The sequence below is a fragment of the Lysobacter sp. KIS68-7 genome (assembly GCF_021284745.1).
Taxonomy (GTDB): Bacteria; Pseudomonadota; Gammaproteobacteria; order Xanthomonadales; family Xanthomonadaceae; genus Noviluteimonas.
In genome coordinates, this window is sequence record NZ_CP089925.1 from 3,159,873 (window position 1) to 3,180,012 (window position 20,140).

At 65.2% G+C, this 20,140-nt stretch carries 15 protein-coding genes; 3 read left to right on the forward strand and 12 right to left on the reverse strand.

Features of this window, described 5'->3' with window-relative positions; translation table 11 throughout:
• Window positions 1-7: 7 nt before the first annotated feature.
• The 6 genes from LVB87_RS15180 to LVB87_RS15205 all read right to left on the reverse strand — a co-directional run bounded on the left by LVB87_RS15180 (window position 8) and on the right by LVB87_RS15205 (window position 9,599).
• The gene (locus LVB87_RS15180; protein ID WP_232898796.1) at window positions 8-946 is read right to left on the reverse strand and encodes a transporter; all 939 of its coding nucleotides are present in this window, start codon (window positions 944-946) and stop codon (window positions 8-10) included.
• Window positions 943-2,304 (reverse strand): sulfatase-like hydrolase/transferase, encoded by a 1,362-nt coding sequence (locus tag LVB87_RS15185; RefSeq protein WP_232898797.1) that lies wholly within the window; start codon window positions 2,302-2,304, stop codon window positions 943-945. The genes LVB87_RS15180 and LVB87_RS15185 overlap by 4 nt, the downstream gene beginning before the upstream one ends.
• Window positions 2,301-4,670, reverse strand: a complete 2,370-nt coding sequence (locus LVB87_RS15190; RefSeq protein ID WP_305067744.1) for an arylsulfatase — start codon at window positions 4,668-4,670, stop codon at window positions 2,301-2,303. The genes LVB87_RS15185 and LVB87_RS15190 overlap by 4 nt, the downstream gene beginning before the upstream one ends.
• Before the next feature lie 19 nt (window positions 4,671-4,689).
• Entirely contained in the window at window positions 4,690-7,020 is a 2,331-nt protein-coding gene (locus LVB87_RS15195) for an arylsulfatase (RefSeq protein WP_232898798.1), read from the reverse strand.
• Window positions 7,021-7,278: 258 nt separating this feature from the next.
• Entirely contained in the window at window positions 7,279-8,325 is a 1,047-nt protein-coding gene (locus tag LVB87_RS15200) for an alpha/beta hydrolase (RefSeq protein WP_232898799.1), read from the reverse strand.
• A 194-nt stretch (window positions 8,326-8,519) separates the two neighbouring features.
• Entirely contained in the window at window positions 8,520-9,599 is a 1,080-nt protein-coding gene (locus LVB87_RS15205; protein ID WP_232898800.1) for an aldo/keto reductase, read from the reverse strand.
• A 129-nt stretch (window positions 9,600-9,728) separates the two neighbouring features.
• Here LVB87_RS15205 and LVB87_RS15210 point away from each other — a divergent pair, with 129 nt between their 5' ends.
• Entirely contained in the window at window positions 9,729-10,715 is a 987-nt protein-coding gene (locus LVB87_RS15210) for a LysR family transcriptional regulator (protein ID WP_232898801.1), read from the forward strand.
• 739 nt (window positions 10,716-11,454) lie between these two features.
• Here the strand turns inward: LVB87_RS15210 and LVB87_RS15215 are convergent.
• The 5 genes from LVB87_RS15215 to LVB87_RS15235 form a co-directional block, all read right to left on the reverse strand.
• Entirely contained in the window at window positions 11,455-11,889 is a 435-nt protein-coding gene (locus LVB87_RS15215) for a hypothetical protein (protein ID WP_232898802.1), read from the reverse strand.
• A gap of 2 nt (window positions 11,890-11,891) precedes the next feature.
• The gene (locus LVB87_RS15220) at window positions 11,892-12,125 is read right to left on the reverse strand and encodes a helix-turn-helix domain-containing protein (RefSeq protein WP_232898803.1); all 234 of its coding nucleotides are present in this window, start codon (window positions 12,123-12,125) and stop codon (window positions 11,892-11,894) included.
• Window positions 12,126-12,216: 91 nt separating this feature from the next.
• Window positions 12,217-12,924 (reverse strand): hypothetical protein, encoded by a 708-nt coding sequence (locus LVB87_RS15225; RefSeq protein ID WP_232898804.1) that lies wholly within the window; start codon window positions 12,922-12,924, stop codon window positions 12,217-12,219.
• 17 nt (window positions 12,925-12,941) lie between these two features.
• A complete protein-coding gene (locus LVB87_RS15230; protein ID WP_232898805.1) occupies window positions 12,942-14,270 on the reverse strand; it encodes a tyrosine-type recombinase/integrase in 1,329 nt (442 codons plus the stop codon).
• Window positions 14,271-14,688: 418 nt separating this feature from the next.
• Window positions 14,689-15,393, reverse strand: coding sequence for a 50S ribosome-binding protein YggL (locus LVB87_RS15235; protein WP_232898806.1), 705 nt, complete (start codon window positions 15,391-15,393; stop codon window positions 14,689-14,691).
• 50 nt (window positions 15,394-15,443) lie between these two features.
• Here LVB87_RS15235 and LVB87_RS15240 point away from each other — a divergent pair, with 50 nt between their 5' ends.
• Window positions 15,444-16,844, forward strand: coding sequence for a 3' terminal RNA ribose 2'-O-methyltransferase Hen1 (locus LVB87_RS15240; protein ID WP_232898807.1), 1,401 nt, complete (start codon window positions 15,444-15,446; stop codon window positions 16,842-16,844).
• A gap of 18 nt (window positions 16,845-16,862) precedes the next feature.
• A complete protein-coding gene (locus tag LVB87_RS15245) occupies window positions 16,863-19,412 on the forward strand; it encodes a polynucleotide kinase-phosphatase (RefSeq protein WP_232898808.1) in 2,550 nt (849 codons plus the stop codon).
• Between the two features lie 135 nt (window positions 19,413-19,547).
• Here LVB87_RS15245 and LVB87_RS15250 read toward each other — a convergent pair whose 3' ends face one another.
• Complete coding sequence (locus tag LVB87_RS15250) at window positions 19,548-19,985, reverse strand: hypothetical protein (protein WP_232898809.1); 438 nt, start codon at window positions 19,983-19,985, stop codon at window positions 19,548-19,550.
• Window positions 19,986-20,140 lie beyond the last annotated feature (155 nt).

Consider the following 20,140-nt stretch of genomic DNA (forward strand, 5'->3'; position numbering starts at 1 on the left):
TGCAAGCCTAGAACGTCACTGAGGCGGTCAACATGATCGGCTCGCCTTTCGTGCGCCGCTCCACGTTGAACTCTTTGAGCCAGCGCGCGGAGAACGCCACGGTGCGATCTCCCCACTTTTGTTGGTAGGACACCGTGGGGCCGATCGCGAGCGAATGCCCCTTGAAACCGTCGAGGCGGTCGGCGAGCGGGCCGCTGTCGTCGGTGACCTGTTCGATCCAGCCGGCGATGCCGCCGACGCCCCACCCGTTCGCGAAGCTCTTGGAGAGCAACGTATCGACATGGAACACCGCGCCGCTCTTGTAGTCGGTGTCGTCGTTCTTCGTGGACAGGTCGATGCCGACGGCGGTGCTCCATTCGAGCGTGCCGGACTGGAACAACTGCGTGTAAGCCACCGTGGGCGAGTACACCCATACGTTGAGGCTGGTGTTCGCCAGTCGATTCGGATCGTAATGGCCCGTGGGCGCGGACACGTACAAGGCCAGCGACAAGTGACGCACCTTGTCGAAGTGGTAGCCCGCCATGATCGGCGCGAAACCGAAGTCGTACATGTTGCCGGTGCTGTCGCTGACCGAGGCGCGCGCCGCACCGAGCGCCAGCCCCGCGGTGATGTCCTCCTTGGCGTAGGGCAAGGCGGCCATCGACGCAAAATTCCAGCGCCCCGCATGGGTCGGCCAGACGTAGACGCCGGTCAGCGACGTCAGGCCGAACGTGGCGTCCACCCCGAGCGCGCTGGTGCCGATGATGGGCGTCTCGCGTTCCGCGCCGATCTTGCCCGAGTAGTACACGTAGCCCGCGGCGAGCGTCCAACCCGGCTCGGGCGGCACCACGCCCGCGTAATTCGACACCTGCAAGCCGGTGATCGAGCGCGAGAGGCCGCCTTCCACCGCGTGCGCAGCGAGGGCGGGCCAGACGGCCAGTGCGACGATGGCAAGCGTGCGCTTCATGGGCGGTCCTCGCTTCGCTTGCGCGCAGGAACGTGGCCCAGCGGCGCGCCGGCGGGAATCAACGGCTCGCGCGCGACGCTGCCCTGGAAGTCCCGCATGATTCGACCGAAGTGCGCCGCCGTCCACGAATGGATGTAGACCGGGTTGAACGGCTCGCGCTCCTTCGGATCGACGACCAGGTTGATCACGTACGGCGACGACAGCGGCAGCGCGGGATCGGTCAGGTAGGTCTGGTCGACCATCACCATCTTGAAGTTCTGCCACTTGATGCCGTACATCCGCTCGCCGTTCCAGAAGATAAAGCCGTCGCGGTTCGACTGTTCCTGTTCGCCGCGGAGGAAGGCCACCTGGTCCTTGCCGTCGATCTCGCGGTCGGTGGGAACCGCCAGGCCGCAGAGGCGCAGCAGCGTCGTGAACCAGTCGGTGATGTGCACGATCTCGTTGCTCGTCCGGTTGGCCGCGATACGTCCCGGCCAGCGCGCGATGCACGGCGTGCGCAGCGCGGCTTCGCGGCCGGTGAAGTACGAGCCGTCGAAGAATCCGCCCGTGCCCCGGTGCAGAAGCATCTCCTCATTGCCGTTGTCGCCCGCAAACACGACGATGGTGTCGTCGCGCAGGCCAAGCCCATCGATCTTGTCGAGGAGCTCGCCGAAGTCGCCATCCAGTTGCAGCAGGCAGTCCGCCCAGTCGCCGTTGCCGCTGCGGCCGCGATATTCGTCGCGCGGCACGACCGGCATGTGCATCAGCGAGTGGTTGAAATAGAGGAAGAAGGCACGCGCGTCGCGCGCGGCGTCTTCCATGAAGCGGAAGGCCCGGCGCTTGTACTCCACGTCGATGCCAAGCTTGAGGTCGTAGGTAAGGCGCTCTCCCTTGCGCACCGGCTCACCCTTGCGCCCTTCGAGCATGTACGACACCGGGTCGCGTTCCGGGTCGTACCAGGGATCGGTGTCCCAGAAGGCTTCATCGTAGGAATGGGGCGGGCCGTACCATTCGTCGAAGCCATGGTCCGTCGGCCAGCGTCCGTCGCAGTCGCCGATGTGCCACTTGCCCATGCACATCGTCGCGTAGCCCGCGTCGGAAAACAGGTCGCCGAGCGTCCGTTCCCACGCCACGATCCCGGATTCGCCACCTGCCACCGCGACCGTGTGGTTGCCCGTGCGGATGGCGTAACGTCCGGTCATCAGCGCAGTGCGCGAAGGCGTGCACTGCGCTTCGGGCGCGTAGTTGGCGAGTCGATAGCCTTCGGTCGCGAAGGCGTCGATGCGCGGCGTCGCGGCGCCCCGGAGGATGCCGCCGCCATAGCAGCCCAGCTCGCCGTAGCCGAGGTTGTCGACGTGGAAGTAGACGACGTTGGTCATTGCCGCGCCATGGCGAGGCGGTAGCGTTCCTCCGCGCCGATCATGTGGTCCGCATCCGCGGCCGCGGCGTCGATATCGATCTGCACCCAGTGGATCGTGCCGTTGAAGGCATTGTCCGTTGGACCGTAATCCTCCGACACGGGCTCGCCCGCTTCGCAGCCGACGTCCATCGTCTCGTCCATCGAGAACAGGTAGGCGTGCGTGCGTGCGACCCGCCCTTCGCCGACTTTCGTCCCATCGACGTAGAGGGTGATCCCGGCGCCTTTGCCAAGCCCGCCGCCGTCGTAGTCGAACTCCATCCGCACCTGGTGCTTGCCCGTGGGGAGCGTCGAGCCCGCTTCCACCTCGAAGCGCAGCAGCCCGAGGAAGTTGTAGTGGTACTTGAGCTTGCCGTCGTGCGCGTAGAGGCTCCAACCGCCCATGTGGCCGCCGTGGGCGGCGATGACACCCTTGGCGCCGTTCGACGGAACCTCGACTTCGGCAGTCACCGAGTGGGACTTGTTCTTGGTGTTGATCGCCGTGTTTTCACCGAGCCGGCGCATGCCCGCGAAGAGCAGTTGCGTGTTGCCATGCACGACCATCGGTCGTCCGGCGATATCCGGGTTCGTGCGCTCGGCCTTGCGATCGTCCAACGGGAACACGTTGTACTTCGACGCTTCCAAGTCGAACAACCGCTTGAGTTCGGCGACCTTCTCCGGCATCTCTTTCGCGAGGTCATGCGCCTGCGACCAGTCCTTGGTCGTGTCGTAGAGCTCCCAGGTGTCGTCGCTCAGTGGCGGCTGGGCACCGACGACAACCCACGGCGGGTTGCCGTGGCGGGTCACCGCGGTCCAGCCCTTGTGGTAGAGGCCGCGGTTGCAGACCATCTCGAAGTACTGCGTCTCGTGCCGTTCCGCCGCCTTGGCGTCGTCGAACGAATAGCGCATGCCGACACCGTGCAGCGGCTCCTGCATCACGCCGTTGACGAAACTCGGCTGCGGCAGGCCAGCCACTTCCAGGATCGTCGGCGCCACGTCGATGACATGGTGAAACTGCGATCGCAGCTCGCCCTTGGCCTTGATGCCCTTCGGCCAGTGGATGATCGTGCCGTTGCGCGTGCCGCCGAAGTGCGACGCGACCTGCTTGGTCCACTGGTACGGCGTGTCCATCGCGTGCGCCCAGCCGACGGCGTAATGGTTCTGCGCGCGGGCTGAACCCAGCTCGTCGATGCGCTCGATCATGAGCTCGGGCGTCGCGAGGTCGGGCGCCTCCGCGGCCGCCTTGTCGTTCCACGCGCCGATCAGCGATCCTTCCGCCGAGGCGCCGTTGTCCCCGATGATGTAGTAGATGAGCGTGTCATCGAGGATGTCCAGGTCCGAGAGCGTATCGATGACGCGGCCGACATGGTGGTCGGCGTATTCGAGGAAGGCCGCATAGATTTCCATCTCGCGCGCGAGAACCGGACGCAGCCGCGCCTCCATCGCATCCCACGCGGGAATTTCATCGGGGCGCCGCGTGAGCTCGCACTCCGGCGGAATGACGCCGAGCTGCTTCTGCCGCGCGAAAGTGTCCTCGCGCACCTTGTCCCATCCCTGGTCGAACTTGCCTTTGTATTTTTCGATCCAGTCCTTCGGCACATGGTGCGGCGCGTGCGTGGCGCCCGGCGCGAAGTAGATGAAGAACGGCTGGTCGGGTGCGATCGCCTTCTGCTGGTGGATGTAGCCGATGGCCTTGTCCGCCAGGTCTTCCATCAGGTGATAGCCCTGCTCGGGCGTGCGGTCCGGCTGGATGGGTGTGGTGCCTTCGTAGAGCTCGGGGTAGTACTGGTTGTTCTCTCCGCCGATGAAACCGAAGAAGTGCTCGAACCCCGAGCCGGTCGGCCAGTGGTGGTACGGGCCGATCGGCGTCGCCTCGAACACGGGCACTTCGTGGCACTTGCCGAATTGCGCCGTCGCATAGCCATTGAGCTTGAGGATTTCTGCCAGTGGCGCGCAGGTGTTCGGTCGCAACGAGTTGTAACCGGGCGCTGACGTGGCGATTTCGGTGATGCCGCCCATGCCGACGGCGTGGTGGTTTCGGCCCGAGAGCATCGCTGCGCGCGTGGGCGAACACAGTGCCGTGGTGTGGAAGCGGTTGTACTTCAGCCCGCTGGCCGCCAGGCGTTCCGCCGTGGGCGTCCGGCAGGGTCCGCCGAACGCGCTCGACGCACCAAATCCGACGTCGTCGAGCAGCACGATCAAGACGTTCGGCGCGCCCGCCGGCGGTCGCAAAGGCGTGATCGGTGGAAACCGCGTGTCGGGGTCCTTCGCGTCGTACGTCGTCAACGCGACCGGCTTCATATCCGGAATCGGCAGCGTGCTGCGCTGGATGTCGTGCAAGGCGGGCATTGATCGGCACCCTCCGTTTTTACTGCGTGGCCATGGCCATCCGCGCCATCGCTTCGTGTTGCGCGGCGAGTTGATCGAACGTCGCTTCGCTCACGTCCACGATGACGCGGTCGATGGTGCCGGTGAACGTGAACGGCGTTTCGTAACGATCCGACACCGGCGAACAGGTGTCGCAGCCAATGTCGAAGCTCTCGTTGGCGGTGTAGAACCCGCCGATCTGCTTCTCGAAACGGCCTTCGCCGATCTTTTCCTTATCCAGGCGCAAGGTGACCTCGCCCCCCGTCTGGAACTTGCCCGGCGAATCGACCGAGATTTCGGCCGAGAGCACATGGTGGCCGGCGGGGATCGTGCCGGTGGACGAAACGCGATATCGCGCCTCGTTGTAGTAGTTGTGTTCCCAATGCAGCTTGCCGTCTTGCAGGAACACCGTGAAGCCGCCTCCGAGTCCGCCGCAACACGCAAGCACGCCCTCCGCACCACCTTCGGGGATGTCGACTTCCGCGGCGATCGTGTGGTGCACGTTCTTCGTGTAGGGCGACGAGCGTTCCGGAACGCGGACGGTCCCGGACGGGTAAACGAACCGCGTCCGACCGCGCAGATGACTAGGCTTCAACGCGGGGTCGGCGCGCTCGGCGAAGCGATCGTCGAGTGGCAGGACGTTGAATTTCGCGGCCTCGGCCATGAACAGGTCCTGCAACTCGCGCAGCTTCTTCGGCTCCTGCGCCGAAAGGTCGCTCGCCTGCGAGAAATCCTGCTCGATGTTGTACAGCTCCCACTTGTCGTCATCGAAGCTGGCGCTGCCCGCCGTCACCCAGGGCGCGCGGCCATGCAAGCATCCGGCCACCCAGCCGTCGTGGTACAGCGCGCGGTTGCCGAACATCTCGAAGTACTGGGTGACGCGGCGCCCCGGCACCGCCGCATCGTCGAAGGTATACGCCAGGCTGATGCCTTCGATGGGCTTCTGCGGAACACCATCGACTTCGCGCGGCTGCGGAATCCCGGCCAGTTCGAGAAGGGTCGGTGCGATGTCGATCGCGTGGTGGAACTGCGAGCGCAGGCCACCGCGATCCGTGATGCGCTTGGGCCACGAAACGACCAGGCCATTGCGCGTGCCGCCAAAATGCGACGCCACCTGCTTCATCCACTGGAACGGAGAGGAACCCGCCCAGCACCAGCCGACGGGATAGTGGTTCTCGAACTGCGGGCCACCAATCTCGTCGATGTGCTGCACCATCGATGCCACGTCGTCCGGCAGGCCGAGCATCGTCTTCATCACGTTGAGCGTGCCGGTCAGCGTGCCTTCGGCGCTTGGACCGTTGTCGCCCACCATGTAGACGATCAAGGTGTCGTCCCCGAGGCCCATGGCCTCGATGGCGTCGACAAGCCTGCCGACTTGCGCGTCGACGTGCTCAAGGAATCCGGCGAACACTTCCTGCATCCGCGCATACAGCCGCCGCTCGTCCGCCGAGCACGACTCCCACGAGGGGATCGACTCGGGCCGCGGCGTCAGCTTCGTGTCCATCGGAATAAGGCCGAGTTGCTTCTGGCGCTCGCAGGTCAGTTCGCGTTGACGATCCCAGCCGTGATCGAAATTGCCCTTGTACTTGTCCGCCCACGACTTCGCGACGTGGTGGGGCGCGTGCGCCGCACCCGGCGCGAAGTAGATGAAGAACGGCTTGTCCGGCGCGGCCGCTTTCTGCTGTCCGATCCACCCGATCGCCTTGTCGGCGATGGCCTCCGAGAAGTGCCAGTTCGGCTGGTCGTGCGGCATTTCGATCGGCGCGGTGTTCTCGAACAGCGGCGTGCGCCACTGGTTCGCCTCGCCTCCCTGGAAGCCGTAGAAGTAGTCGAACCCCTTGCCGGTCGGCCAGCGATCGTACGGGCCGCCGGCGCCGAGCTCGTGGTCGGGCGTGTTGTGCCACTTGCCAAAGGCCGCGGTGGCGTATTCGTTGGCGCGAAGAATTTCCGCCACGCATGCCGCTTCCCGCGGCCACTGACCGTCGTAGCCGGGAAAGCCTGTGGCAAGTTCAGTGATGCATCCGGTGTGGGCCGAGTGGTGGTTGCGCCCGGAGAGCAGCGCCGCGCGCGTCGGCGAACACAAGGCGGTGGTGTGGAAGCGGTTGTAACGCAAGCCCGAATCCGCCAGTCGTTGCAGCGTCGGCGTGTCGACGGGGCCGCCGAAGGTGCTGGCCTGGCCGAAGCCCACGTCGTCGAGCAACACCATCAGCACGTTGGGCGCGCCGGGCGGTGCGCTCGGCAGCGCGATCACATCTGCTTCCGAATCGGCGAAGGTGCTGCCGATGCGCCCTTTGAAGCGGGGCTCGGGCAGCGGCAGGATGTCGGAAAACAAGGGCGTTTCCGTCCCCAGTGACGGCTGCTGGGGCCCTCCATCTGCCTTCTTCGCACCCATGGCAAATCTCCTCGGGAAAGGCAGGGCCGTTCCGCATGTTGCGACTCGCCGGCTGGGCGCGCATCCGAAGAAATCTGGGGGGCAACCAGTAGAACTACTGGGCGAAACGGGACCGTTGGCCGAGATGCAAAGTGGCCTGGTGTTGTGCCCTCGTGCGACCCGCGCCGCCGCATGAAGGCGACGCATTTAGGTTCCCTATCACGTCGCCGAAGACTTGCCCCATCCATATACATCGACTATCGCGTCCACGAACGCCTTCGGTGCTTCTTGCGGCAGGTTGTGCCCAATCCCGCCAGTAATCGTGCGGTGGGCGTACTTGCCAGTGAACTTCTTCGCGTAGCTATCTGGCTTTGGATGCGGCGCGCCATTCGCGTCGCCTTCGAGCGTGATCGTGGGAACCGCGATGGCCGGCCCCTCGGCCAACGTTGCTTCCACGGCGTCGTACTTCGTTTCGCCTTCGGCCAGCCCGAGACGCCAACGATAGTTGTGCACCACGACGGCGACGTGGTCCGGGTTCTCGAATGCGGCCGCGCTGCGATCGAAGGTCGCGTCGTCGAACGCCCAATCCGGCGAAGCGATCTTCCAGATTAGCTTCGCGAAATCGTGGCGGTACTTGTCGTAGCCGGCCTTACCCCGCTCGGTCGCGAAGTAGAACTGATACCACCACTGAAGCTCCGCTTCTGGCGGAAGCGGCGCCTGGGCGGCCTTCTGACTGCCGATCAGGTATCCGCTCACTGCGACCAGCGCCTTGACGCGCTCCGGATGAACCGCCGCTACGATGCCTGCCGTTCGAGCGCCCCAGTCGAAGCCGCCGAGGATCGCCTGCTTGACGTGGAGCGCATCCATGAAGGCGACGACGTCGTCCGCCAACGCGGCGGGCTGGCCATTGCGTGGCGTTGCGGACGAAAGGAAGCGCGTGGTTCCGTACCCGCGAAGGAACGGCACGAGGACACGGAAGCCACGCGCGGCCAGTGATGGCGCCACGTCGACGTAGCTGTGGATGTCGTACGGCCACCCGTGCAGCAGCAGCACGACGGGTCCGTCGGCAGGTCCTGCCTCGGCGTAGGCGACTTCGAGCACACCTGCGTTCACCTGCTTGAGCGGGCCGAACGATGCGTGCGACGACTTCGATACCGATGCCTTCGCCGGCGGTGCGGATTCCTGCACCGCGACTGCATTTGCCATCGTTGGCAACGCCATGCTCACCGCAACGCCGGCAAGCAGGCGGCGGCGGCTTTCATCCACGTTCTTCGTTCGCGCTTTCATCGCACGCTCCTCGTCGATGTGGCCTCATGATGGCGATGCAACAGTAGAACGAGACTCACCCAGATGGGGGGCGTGATAGACATAGCCGGCCGCCGCCCGGTGGCGCGTTCATTGGTTCTCGTCGTCGAGCCGCCGCGCAAGGTGCCGCACGATAGCCAGGAAGATCGCCGCGGTCACCATGCGCGCACCGGCAACTGCGTGCCACCCGTGATGGCGTGCCTTATCATCTGCGAGCGCAGCATCTCGTGCGGGAAGCCCAAGGCAATCGCACTCGCATCCGCGAGACGCGCCCACTGCGCGTCGCTTAGTTCTACGGCGAGGGCATCGAGGTTGTCTTCCAGTTGTACGAGTCGCCGGGCGCCCACGAGGGTGCTCGCCACACCTGGATTACGCAGCGTCCACGCGAGGGCCACCTGCGCCGCGGAATATCCACATTCTGTGGCGATCGCGACGACGACGTCCGCGATATCGAGTGCGCGTTCGTTGAGCGATCCGTAACCGGCTGCCACGGACTTCCGCGTACCGACAACGCTCGCCGGATCGACGGGAGGCTGTAAATCGTCGCGCTTGTACTTGCCGGCCAGGATTCCGTTCGCAAGCGGCGACCACGGCACGACGCCCATGCCCATCTCGCGGGCCATCGGGATGAGATCGCGTTCGGGCGTCCGTTCGATCAGGTTGTACTCACTCTGAAGCGCGATGATGGACGCGCTCCCGCGCAGGTCGGCGATCGCCTGCATGCGCGAGACCTGCCACGCGGGAATGTCGGAGACGCCGAGGTAGAGCACCTTGCCCTGGCGCACGAGATCGTCCATGCCCCGCAGAACCTCCTCGACCGGCGTCGTGCCGTCCCACATGTGCAGATACAGCAGGTCGATGTAGTCGGTGCGCAGCCGCTGTAGGCTTTCCGTAACCGATCGCATCATGCTCTTGCGATGGTTGCCGCCCGCGTTTGGATCGCCCGGATGCATGGACATCGTGAACTTGGTGGAGATGACCAGGCGATCGCGCTTGCCTTGGGCAAACTGCCCGAGCAAGCGTTCCGATGAGCCGTTGGTGTAGGCATTTGCGGTGTCGACGAAGTTCCCACCGCGGTCGACGTAAGCGTCGAAGATGCGGCGCGCTTCGTCTTCCTCGGCACCCCATCCCCACTCGCCACCGAACGTCATAGTGCCAAGGGCGAGAGGGGAGACGCGAAGACCTGAGCGTCCAAGCAGGCGGTAGGAATCGAGCTGAAGCGGGGAGTGGCCCATGGGTGCGGCCTCGTTGGCGGGGGAGTCGACAAGCTATCGCCCAGCCCCGCCCTTGATTAGCCGGTCGATCGGGGAATAATTGTCCCTACCGCGGACCTAATCCCCGATTCGTGGCAATGGGAGCCGGATATGGCGCGTGATCTCAATGACACGCTGATGTTCGTTCGCGTGGTCGAACATGGAAGCTTCATTTCCGCAGCGCGCGCGCTCAAGCTCCCGAAGACCAACGTGAGCCGAAAGGTCCAAGAGCTCGAAGAGCGCCTCGGTGCGCAACTCCTGCATCGCACGACGCGCAAACTCGGGCTGACAGAAGCTGGCAAGATCTACTTCGATCTTTGCCAACGCATCGCGCAGGACCTCGACGAAGCCGAAAGCGCCGTCGGTCAATTGCAAGGCGGACCGCGTGGCTGGCTGCGTGTCACCGCGTCGTACGAAATCGGGATCGAGTGGATTGCGCCGTTGCTGGATGCGATGCAGGAGCGTCATCCTGAAATGCGCATGGAACTTGTGCTGGACGCTTTCAACAGCGATCCGCTGGACCTGATCGACAAAGAGATCGATGTCGCCGTGCGCGCCGGTAAGCTGCCGTACTCGACGCTCGCGGCGCGCAGGCTCGCCGTGTTGCACACCCATTTGTATGCGACGTGTCATTATCTGGATCGTCATGGCGAACCCGAACATCCCGATGACCTGCGGCACCATCGCACCCTCGCGATGGCGAAGCACTACCGCAAGGGATTCGGATACGCATGGCCACTGAACGATGGCAAGCACGAACGTGAGGTCGCGATCGAGCCTGCGTTCGTGGCCAACGATCCGGCGGGGTTGCGCGTGGCCATGCTCGCGGACCAAGGCATCATGATGGCCGGCGACATCATGGTCAGGCGCTACGCAGATGCCGGAACGCTGCGTCGCGTGCTATCTGCATGGAGCGGGCCGGAGTTCGAGTTGAATGCCGTATTTCCGCGCGGGCGCGTCCAGTCGCCCAAGGTGCGCGCGTTTGTGGATTTTCTCGTCGAACGGCTGGACCTCGACGCGAGGGAGGAAGTTGCCAGTACTCAGCGCGCCCTGAAGGACCCAGCGCGAATGCCCCCTAAGCCGCGCCGACGGAAGTGACAGGGGCTCGCGCAGTTTCTCCGGCGCCAAAGGGGCGGGAAAGTAAGTGGTCGTTCCCTGCTGCACGGGCGCATGCCTACGACCACGACATCACGCCCAAGGCCGACATCAAGCCGGGGCGCAGCCGCCGCCGCATGCCGGTCGTGCGCGTAGGGCACCCCCGCAAGAACGCCCCCTGTTGCTTGAGTTCAAGGTTGCCCCCGGGGGGATGCGTGTTGGGGGCCCGCGGACGACGTCGTCGTCGATCCCTTGGGCCGTAGGCACCGATTGCACTACATGGTCGCCATTCGCACCACGGCGGCGAACACGCGCGGGAGGTTGAGAGCAACCTTTGCCTTGCCGTCCGACGTGCGCGGTCCGGTCGAGCACCCGCCGTGCCACTTGCAGCGACCGCCTTCGCGCACTGGCCTGGCGTTGCAATTCCCACCAACCCGCGTCTTCGCGCCGCATCGCTCATTGGACTTCACAACCATGACGGCTTCACCTAAGTCATTCGCGCGCGCGCACGCACAAGGAGTTCGATATGACGGATTGACTTGGACCCCGACCGTCGAACGATTTAATGCGCGACGGCCGGGGCGGTAGATGGACAGACAGGCAGGAGTTCAAGCCTCTACCGGGCCAAGGGCTTGAAAGCGAATCCGTTGCCAAATGCTTACGCCGAAACTCAGTTGCAATGCGGTTCCCAGCCCATGACGGGTAGGAGTAGGAACAGGTACAGGAGCAGGAAAGGACGAGGTCAGACGATGGCCTTCTCCAAGCAGTTGACGCTGCTGTAATGGAGGGCGGGCGGCAATGCACGCTGCCGGCGGTCGTGCGTAACCGTCGCGACGTGGCCGATCAGGAGCACCTCCCGCAGGCGCGTGAGGGCGATCCGGTCACTCCGCTCGGGCATATCGACGATCGCGGCGTATTCGCGCACAAGGTCACCCGACCAACCGGCCTTGAACTTTCCGTTGCGCCCCGGTCGGCCCTTCAGCTCGCGCGCGTTGTACCAGCGCGTGAACTTCGTGCCGAAGAACGGTCCGTATGCGCAAACTTCCAAGTGCACGCCGACCTTCGCCTGCTTGCCGAACATCAACCTCGTCTCCCAGCCGGTGCAGCGCATCTGGTACTTGCCCGGCGGGATCAGCGGGGGCATGTCGTCGACGACACCTTCGCCCATGTCGCTCATCTTCAACCCTCCGCGACAGCGACCTGCGCCGCCGTCGCCTTCGGCTCGACGCGCGTCAGGGCGACGAAGGCATCCAGGTCCTCGATCGCGTAGCAAACCCGGCGCCCGAGCTTCGAGTACGCCGGCCCGACGCCTTTGGTGCGCCAGTCCTGCATGGTGCGGACCGTCACCACGCCCAAGTACGCGGCCGCCTCGCGCTCGCTCAGGCGGCGGGGTTCGTGGAGGTTCACAGCCATCTGCTTCACCGTTTCGCTACGCCTAGTGCGGCGGGACGGCGCGATCTTCGGCCCTGACCCCGGGGGTCGAAGTCAGCGAAAAGGGGGGCGATTACTTCTTCGGCTCCAAGTTCTCGATGAACCCTTCGAGCTCCTCCCGGCCCACGTCGTCGATCAGGTCGACCAAGTCGGGCCGCTTCGTTCGGATGTCGCGCTGACGCAGTTCACCGAGCCCGTACTTGCCGGTCTGCAAGCGAGCGCGCGCCTGCGCGACGCTACGATCATTGAAGCGCACTTCGAGGTCCTCAGCGGCGAGACGCCCGAGAAGCTCGTAGTCGCTGGTTGCCGCGCGGTGCGGATTCGGCAGCACGTTGAGCACGGCGAAGGCGTCGACGAGATCGTCCCGCGTGGGCGCAGCGTTCGGCGCTATTCCCTTGATCGCAAGCAGCCGCTCGATGAAGGCCGCAGCTTTTCGCAACACCGGGGCCTCGTCGGTCTGCAAGACGTCGAGCGCGACACCGAGCTCGTTCCATGCGCTCTCGGCGACCTTGCGCTCGCCGCGTGCTCGCGTGATCCGCAGTGGACCGAGAACGACGCCGAGTTGATCACGCGCGGGGCTACGGTGCCCGGACGCATCCTTCAGGTCCAGCAGCGCCTCGGCGAAGTCCGTCATACCCTTGAGCGTCGAAACTTCGCTGTAACGCACGTCGAGCTCCACCAAGATCGCGCGCACGACGATCCAGGCGCTCGCCTCGTCACCGGCGTTGGCCCTGTCGATCGCGCGTTTCTGCCATTCGAGCTCGCCCTGCCGGTCCTGCATGTTCGCCTCCATGTGCGCTAACGCCGCCGGTCAACGGGCTTCTTCAACTCGACGACCTTGCCCCGACGGCCGAACACCCTGGCCTCCAAGCGCTCCATCGGCGCACGCAGGCGGCTCACGTCGTCGGTCAGGTACCCAGCCGTCACGTCATCGCCTTCGCTGTGCGCTGCGATGCGCTTGAGCGCGTAGGCCGACACGTCCATCGATTCCAGCACGTTGAGTGCTGTGCGGCGGAGGTCGTGCGGCGACCACACGAAGCCGTCGCCGTCGCCGTCCACGATCTTGGCCGTGAAGTGTTTCGTGATCCTGCCGAAGGGCCGCAGGTTGTCCGGCTCGTCGGCGGTCTTCGGCAGGCCCGGGAACACGTACTCGTTGGACCGTCGCACGGCGAAGCGCGCCCGAAGCATCGCCAACAACTCGGGCCCGAGGGGCAACGAATGCTCAGCCTTGCCCTTCATGCGGTCGGCGCAGATGGTCACCGTCTTCGATTTGAAGTCGACTTCGTCCCACCGCAGCCCGGCGCCGCTCGACCATCGCAGCGCGGTGCACAACAGGAAGAGCGTCAGGTCACGTTGCGTGCCGGTGAGGTCCGGCGGCAGGTCATGAGGCAACGCCCTCACGGCACGAACGAAGTCGTCGAGTCGGTCGCCCAGCGCACGCTTGCGGCGTCGCACGTTGCCCCACGCGCCGGTCGCGGTGATCTGCGCCGCCACGTCCGGCAAGTCGATGCTCCGCGTCACCTTGAGGTAGTTCACCACGGCCCGCAGCGCCCGCACAGCGCCGTCGGCGCGGCTCGGGCTGGCGGTGATGCGCTTGCGCGCCGACGCGCTCTGTACACGCGCCTGTGAGCGCAGCGCTCGGTTCTTCCGATCACGGTGACGGTTGCGCACGACGTCGGGCGTCAGGTCGACCAGCGGGCGATCCCAGTAATCGCCGAACGTGGTGCGCAGGTCGCGCTCGTAGGTGCGGCGCGTGGCCTCCCGCAGGTCCTTCTCGGCCAGGTAGATGTCCAGCCCTTCGCCGAGCGTCAGCCCGTGCCGCAGGTCCTCCTTCTTGCGCTGGCGCTTCTCGGCGTTCGGGTCGATACCCTTCTGCATGTCGCCGACGAGGACGAGCGCACGCTTGCGCGCCTCGCTGGCCACGATGTCGTCGGCCTTGCCGATGCCGACGCGCTTCATGTCACCGCCGGGGATGCGCTTGAGGACGCTCCAACTCGCCGACTTCGTGCTCACGCGCAGGCGCAGCGCGGACACGTCGGCGTCCTGGTATTCGTCGCGTTTGCCGGGGCGCGCCTTCGCCCGCAACTCTTTGACCCGCGCTTCGGTGAACCGGACGACGATGGCCATGACGACATCCTCGGGTAGCACCGGGGTAGCAGGAGAGGCCGCTACTGCCGGTATTCGCCCGTAGGCTATCGCGTCTAAATGCTTGATGTAAGGGGTTAAATCGTAAATCGCCGTAGACTACCGATGAGCGGCAACTAGGATTGAAAATCCCCGTGTCGGGGGTTCGATTCCCTCCCCGGCCACCATGCGAATCTCGCGCCCCGCTTGGGTTTCAGCCCATGCGGGGCGTTTTCGTTTTCCGCCTCCGCTCGCTTGGGGTTGCACCGGAAGCGCGTTGAAAACCCGTGCGAACTTGCCGCCGTGTTGGTGGCGGTTCTTGCTGCGATCGTCGGCGTCGTCGTCTCCGCATACGCGGAGAGGTTGCCTAAGAGCGCGGAACGCGCCGGAGAGTCGAGTGTCCGCTTTCGGCCAAAAGCGGTCACTCACCAAGGCCGGGGCCGTGCCATGCGTCCATCAAGGGGCCAACGTCGGCACTCGAGACTTCTGCCCTGCTGGAAAGCCACGACTTGATGACTTCCCGGTGAGGTTCGGTTGCTGACTCGCGACCTTCGGGGACCACAAAACCATTCTCGGCGCCGCCGTAGGTGAGTCGGTTTGCTTCTATCGCGTCAGCGATGAACGCCTCCCAGAATAGTTGGCTCTGGTCGACGGTGAGGTCGCCAACTAACTTGAAGGCGACCGCGAATCCGAGTTGCTGAAACTCTCCGACGTGCAGCTTCTTTCTGAGTCGGCGGCTTCTCAAGCGTTGATTTTCCATCTGGCATTTGTCCGCTTTCGGCCAGAAGCGGACACTCACGAGTTCGTATTTTTTCCCTCGCAGCGAGTGATTGACCATCGCAGCAAGAAATATCCCGTAAAGGCCACGGTCGTGACAAAGGCCGAGAGCAAGGCGGCTCCCAACAACACGTTCGCAATGGAAAACTGGGGGGCGTGACCTATCAAAAACCAGAGGAAGAAATACGCCCATAGGGCGAGAAACACTGCGGCTGGTATCAAGCGCTTTTTCCAATTCATCGAGATATTCAAGGCTGACACTCTGTTCCACAGGCTTGAACCGCGATTGTGCCTCCACTTGTTGCAACTGTCCGCTTTGGGTCGAAAGCGGACCCTCAGACTGCGACATCCCAACACAGCCAGTAGACTGGCGCCTTAATTTCATCTCGGACCTCTGTCGTGCTGTTGTCCTTGTCCACCACCGCTCACCCCGCCACCGATCTCGGCTACCTCCTCGTCAAGCATCCCGATCGGGCGCATGAGGTCGAGCTGCCCTTCGGCACCGCGCGCGTCTTCTACCCGCAGGCCGACGAGAACCGCTGCACCGCAGTCTTGATGCTCGACATCGACCCCGTCGGTCTCGTGCGCGGTCGGGGCGATGGTGAGGGTTCGCTCTCGCAGTACGTCAACGATCGTCCATACGTTGCGAGTTCCTTCCTCTCGGTGGCGCTCAAGCGCGTGTTCGGCACGGCGATGGCCGGGACCAGCAAGGGCCGCCAGGAGGTCGCCGACTCGACGATCCCGTTGGAGGCCGAGATTCCGGTCCTTCGCTGCCGCGGTGGCGAGGAGCTAGTGCGCAACTGGTTCGAGCCGCTGGGCTACACCGTCGACGTCGAACGCCTTCCGCTCGATGCACGCTTCCCCGAATGGGGCGACAGCTACTACGTGCGCCTGCGCCTGTCGGGCAACGTGCGCCTGCGCGACCTGCTCACGCATTTGTACGTGCTGCTGCCCGCCATCGACGGCGACAAGCACTACTACGTCGGCAACGACGAGATCGACAAGCTTCTCGAAAAGGGCGGCGCCTGGCTCTCCGCGCACCCGCAACGCGAAGCGATCGTCGGACGCTACCTGCGCCGCCACAAGCCGCTGGTACGGGCAGCGCTCGCGCGCCTGCTCGACGACGACGAAGAGGAGATCGAGGCGCAGGAGGCGAAGAAGGAGGCCCTCGAGGACGCAATCGAGAAGCCGCTCAGCCTCAACGATCAGCGCATGGACGCCGTGGTGGAGACCCTGCGCGAGCTGGGTGCTCGCCGGGTCGTCGACCTCGGGTGCGGCGAAGGACGCCTGCTCGCCCGCTTGCTGAAGGACAAGCAGTTCGAACACCTGCTCGGCATCGACGTTTCGCTGCGTTCGCTCGACTACGCCGCGCAGCGCCTGCACTTCGACCGCATGCCGCCGATGCAACGCGAACGCATCGCCCTCGCGCACGGCGCACTGACGTACCGCGACCGCCGCATCGAAGGCTTCGACGTCGCGTGCGCCATCGAGGTGATCGAGCACATGGATGCGCCGCGCTTACCGGCGTTCGAGCGCGCGCTGTTCGGTTTCGCGAAGCCGCCGTCGGTCGTGATCACCACGCCGAACAGCGAATACAACGTGCGCTTCCCGACCCTGCCCGCCGGCAAGTTCCGCCACCCGGACCACCGCTTCGAGTGGACGCGGGCCGAGTTCCATTCCTGGGCCAACGGCGTCGCCGAGCGCAACGGCTACTCCGTGCAATACGCGCCGATCGGCGTTGACGATCCCGAGGTCGGCCCGCCGACCCAGATGGCGATCTTCACCCGCGACGCAGCCTGAAACTCTTCAGACATTCCGATGACCATCCGTATTCCCCAGCTCAGCCTGGTCGCTTTGATCGGCCCGTCCGGCAGCGGCAAGTCCACCTTCGCCCGCAAGCACTTCCTGCCGTCGGAGGTGATCTCGTCCGATGCGTGCCGCGCGCTCGTGGCCGACGACGAGAACGATCAAACGGCGACCGGCGACGCCTTCGACGTCCTGTACTTCATTGCGCGCAAGCGTCTCGCCGCGGGTCGCCTGACCGTCGTCGACGCGACGAACGTGCGTCCGGAGGACCGCAAGCGTCTCGTCGAACTCGCCCGCGAGTACCACGTCCTGCCGTCGGCGATCGTCTTCGATTTGCCGGAGCGCGTATGCCAGGACCGCAACGTCTCGCGCCCCGATCGCAACTTCGGCCCGCACGTCATCCGCAACCAGCAGCAGGCGATGCGCAAGAGCCTGCGCGGGCTGGAACGCGAAGGCTTCCGCAACTTCACCGTCCTCAAGTCGGTGGAGGACGTCGAAACGGCCACCATCGAGCGCACGAAAGTCTGGAACGATCGCCGCGAGGAACACGGCCCGTTCGACTTGATCGGCGACGTGCACGGCTGCCGCGACGAACTCGTGGTGCTGCTCGAACGCCTCGGCTATGTCGTCGGCGGCACGCGCGAAGCGCCGGAAGTGACCGCACCGGAGGGCCGCAAGGCTTTCTTCGTTGGCGACCTCGTCGACCGCGGCCCGGATTCGCCGGGCGTGTTGCGCCTGGTCATGCACATGGTCGGCAACGGCACGGCGATGTGCGTGCCGGGCAACCACGACGTGAAGTTGCAGCGGAAGCTCGCCGGTCGCGACGTTCGCGTGACGCACGGTTTGGCCGAGACCCTTGAACAACTGCAAGCCGAGCCCGAGGAGTTCAAGCGCGAGGTCGCGAAGTTCGTCGACGACCTGGTCAGCCACTACGTGCTCGACGACGGCAAGCTGGTCGTCGCGCATGCGGGCCTGAAGCAGGAGCTGCAAGGCCGCACCTCGGGCCGCGTCCGCGAGTTCGCGCTGTACGGCGAGACGACGGGCGAGACCGACGAGTTCGGGCTGCCCGTGCGCTACGACTGGGCGCGCGACTATCGCGGCCCGGCGATGGTCGTCTACGGGCACACGCCGGTGCCGGAACCGGAGTGGGTGAACCGCACGATCTGCATCGACACCGGCTGCGTCTTTGGCGGCAAGCTCACCGCGTTGCGCTACCCGGAGAAGGAACTCGTGTCGGTGCCGGCGGCGCGTGAGTATTACGCGCCGATCAAGCCGTTGTTCCCGGCCGAAGACACGACGACGACCCAAGCGCGCGAAGCGACCCTGCTCGACCTCGAAGACGTCTCGGGCAAGCGCGTGATCGAAACGCGCGCCTTCCGCACGGTCACGATCCGCGAGGAGAACAGCGTCGCCGCGCTCGAAGTCATGAGCCGCTTCGCGATCGACCCGCGCTGGCTGGTGTACCTGCCGCCGACAATGGCGCCGCCGGAGACTGCGAAGAGCGGCGATCTGCTCGAACGCCCGCAGGAAGCCATGGACTTCTACCGCCAAGAGGGCATCACGTCCCTCGTGTGCGAGGAGAAGCACATGGGCTCGCGCGCGGTCATCGTGCTGTGCCGCGATGCGGACGTCGCCAGGAAGCGCTTCGGCATCGGCGATGACGGGCGCGGCGTGATCTACACGCGCACGGGCCGCCGCTTCTTCAACGACCGCGCTCTCGAAAACGCCCTGCTCGATCGCCTTGACCTCGCCATGCAGCGCGCGGGTCTGTGGGAAGAACTCCAATCCGACTGGATCGTCCTGGACACGGAGCTGTTGCCGTGGTCGGCGAAGGCGCAAGAGCTCCTGCGCGAGCAGTACGCGCCGACCGGGGCCGCGGCGACGTCGGCCCTCGGCACCGCGAGTGCGTGGCTCTCGGCGGCCGCTGCGCGCGGCGTCGAGGTCCAGGGTTGGCAGGCGCAGACCGAGTCGCGCCATGCCGACGCCACGCGCTTTGTTGATGCGTACCGTCGTTACTGCTGGCCGGTCGACAGCCTCGATGACCTCAAGGTCGCGCCGTTCCACGTCCTCGGCTGCGAAGGCGTGATGGGCCTCGAACGCGACCACCGCTGGCACCTGTCGATCGCTGGCCGCATCGCCGACGCCGACGCCGCGTTGTTCCGCCTGACGCGCCACCTGTTCGTCGATCTCACCGACGAGGCAAGCGTCGCCGCCGCCGTGCAGTGGTGGGAAGCGCTCACGGCCGAAGGTGGCGAGGGCATGGTCATCAAGCCGGTCGAAGGCCTCGCGCGCGGCAAGCGCGGCCTCGTGCAGCCGGCGATCAAGTGCCGCGGTCGCGAGTACCTCCGGATCATCTACGGGCCCGAGTACACCGAGCCGCAGAACCTCGACCGCCTGCGCCAGCGTGGACTGCGCACGAAGCAGTCCCTGGCGATCCGTGAGTTCGCGCTCGGCCTTGAGGGTCTTCAGCGTTTCGTGGAACGCGAGCCGCTGTACCGGGTGCACGAGTGCGTGTTCGGCGTGCTGGCGTTGGAGAGCGAGCCGGTCGACGTGCGCCTTTGAGTCTCGATTCTCACGGTGGCTGAATGTCCGCTTGCGGCCAGAAGCAGACATTCGTTCAAGCGCACGCTTGGCCCGATGAAGTCTGTCAACAAGCCCCGCATAGGCGGAGCTTGTTGATCCAGGACGGCTCCCTACTCACAGGCCAATCTTTGCGAGGTAAAGCGCTCCCGTGGAGCCTGCGGCGGGGTTGCTGACTATCCCGGTGATCAAAGGGTTCGCCTGCGTGCCGGCCACCACGAACGAGACCGTGACAGTCCCGGCCGCGACTGTTCCTTGCTTGAGCGAAATGGTGGCCGAACCGCGGCACCAGCTGTCGAGCGAATAGGTCCCGGTGCCAGTGAACGTCGTGACGGCCCCCGTCTGCCCTTCCCTGTAGTTTTGGACGGAAACGCCGTTCACGCCGTCGAAGCCGATGCGTACAACGCCGACGACCGGATCCGGATCGGCGTAATACGCTCCGGCGCCTCCACCAGCAAACCATCCGGCAATAGAGGCAGGCGTGCAGGCCGCATGGGCTGCGGGAAAAAACGAGCACGCCGCAATGGCGGCGAAGACACTGGGCAAAAGACGCATGGCGGATATTCCTCGGTGGTGTGCATGGGGGCACGTCGAGGATGCAGCGAGTACTGCGCCTGGAAGCGGCACCCCCCCCAAATGGGTGGGGCTCCCACCCGAACTCTCACGATTCAGCACGACGACCGGAAGGGCCCGCATGCACTGCGGGCCCA

Excerpts from the sequence above, each read along its gene's own strand:
- LVB87_RS15180 (WP_232898796.1), bottom strand. The coding sequence starts at position 946 with ATGAAGCGCACGCTTGCCATCGTCGCACTGGCCGTCTGGCCCGCCCTC.
- LVB87_RS15185 (WP_232898797.1), bottom strand. The coding sequence starts at position 2,304 with ATGACCAACGTCGTCTACTTCCACGTCGACAACCTCGGCTACGGCGAG.
- LVB87_RS15190 (WP_305067744.1), bottom strand. The coding sequence starts at position 4,670 with ATGCCCGCCTTGCACGACATCCAGCGCAGCACGCTGCCGATTCCGGAT.
- LVB87_RS15205 (WP_232898800.1), bottom strand. The coding sequence starts at position 9,599 with ATGGGCCACTCCCCGCTTCAGCTCGATTCCTACCGCCTGCTTGGACGC.
- LVB87_RS15210 (WP_232898801.1), top strand. The coding sequence starts at position 9,729 with ATGGCGCGTGATCTCAATGACACGCTGATGTTCGTTCGCGTGGTCGAA.
- LVB87_RS15215 (WP_232898802.1), bottom strand. The coding sequence starts at position 11,889 with ATGAGCGACATGGGCGAAGGTGTCGTCGACGACATGCCCCCGCTGATC.
- LVB87_RS15220 (WP_232898803.1), bottom strand. The coding sequence starts at position 12,125 with ATGGCTGTGAACCTCCACGAACCCCGCCGCCTGAGCGAGCGCGAGGCG.
- LVB87_RS15225 (WP_232898804.1), bottom strand. The coding sequence starts at position 12,924 with ATGCAGGACCGGCAGGGCGAGCTCGAATGGCAGAAACGCGCGATCGAC.
- LVB87_RS15230 (WP_232898805.1), bottom strand. The coding sequence starts at position 14,270 with ATGGCCATCGTCGTCCGGTTCACCGAAGCGCGGGTCAAAGAGTTGCGG.
- LVB87_RS15235 (WP_232898806.1), bottom strand. The coding sequence starts at position 15,393 with ATGTCGCAGTCTGAGGGTCCGCTTTCGACCCAAAGCGGACAGTTGCAA.
- LVB87_RS15245 (WP_232898808.1), top strand. The coding sequence starts at position 16,863 with ATGACCATCCGTATTCCCCAGCTCAGCCTGGTCGCTTTGATCGGCCCG.
- LVB87_RS15250 (WP_232898809.1), bottom strand. The coding sequence starts at position 19,985 with ATGCGTCTTTTGCCCAGTGTCTTCGCCGCCATTGCGGCGTGCTCGTTT.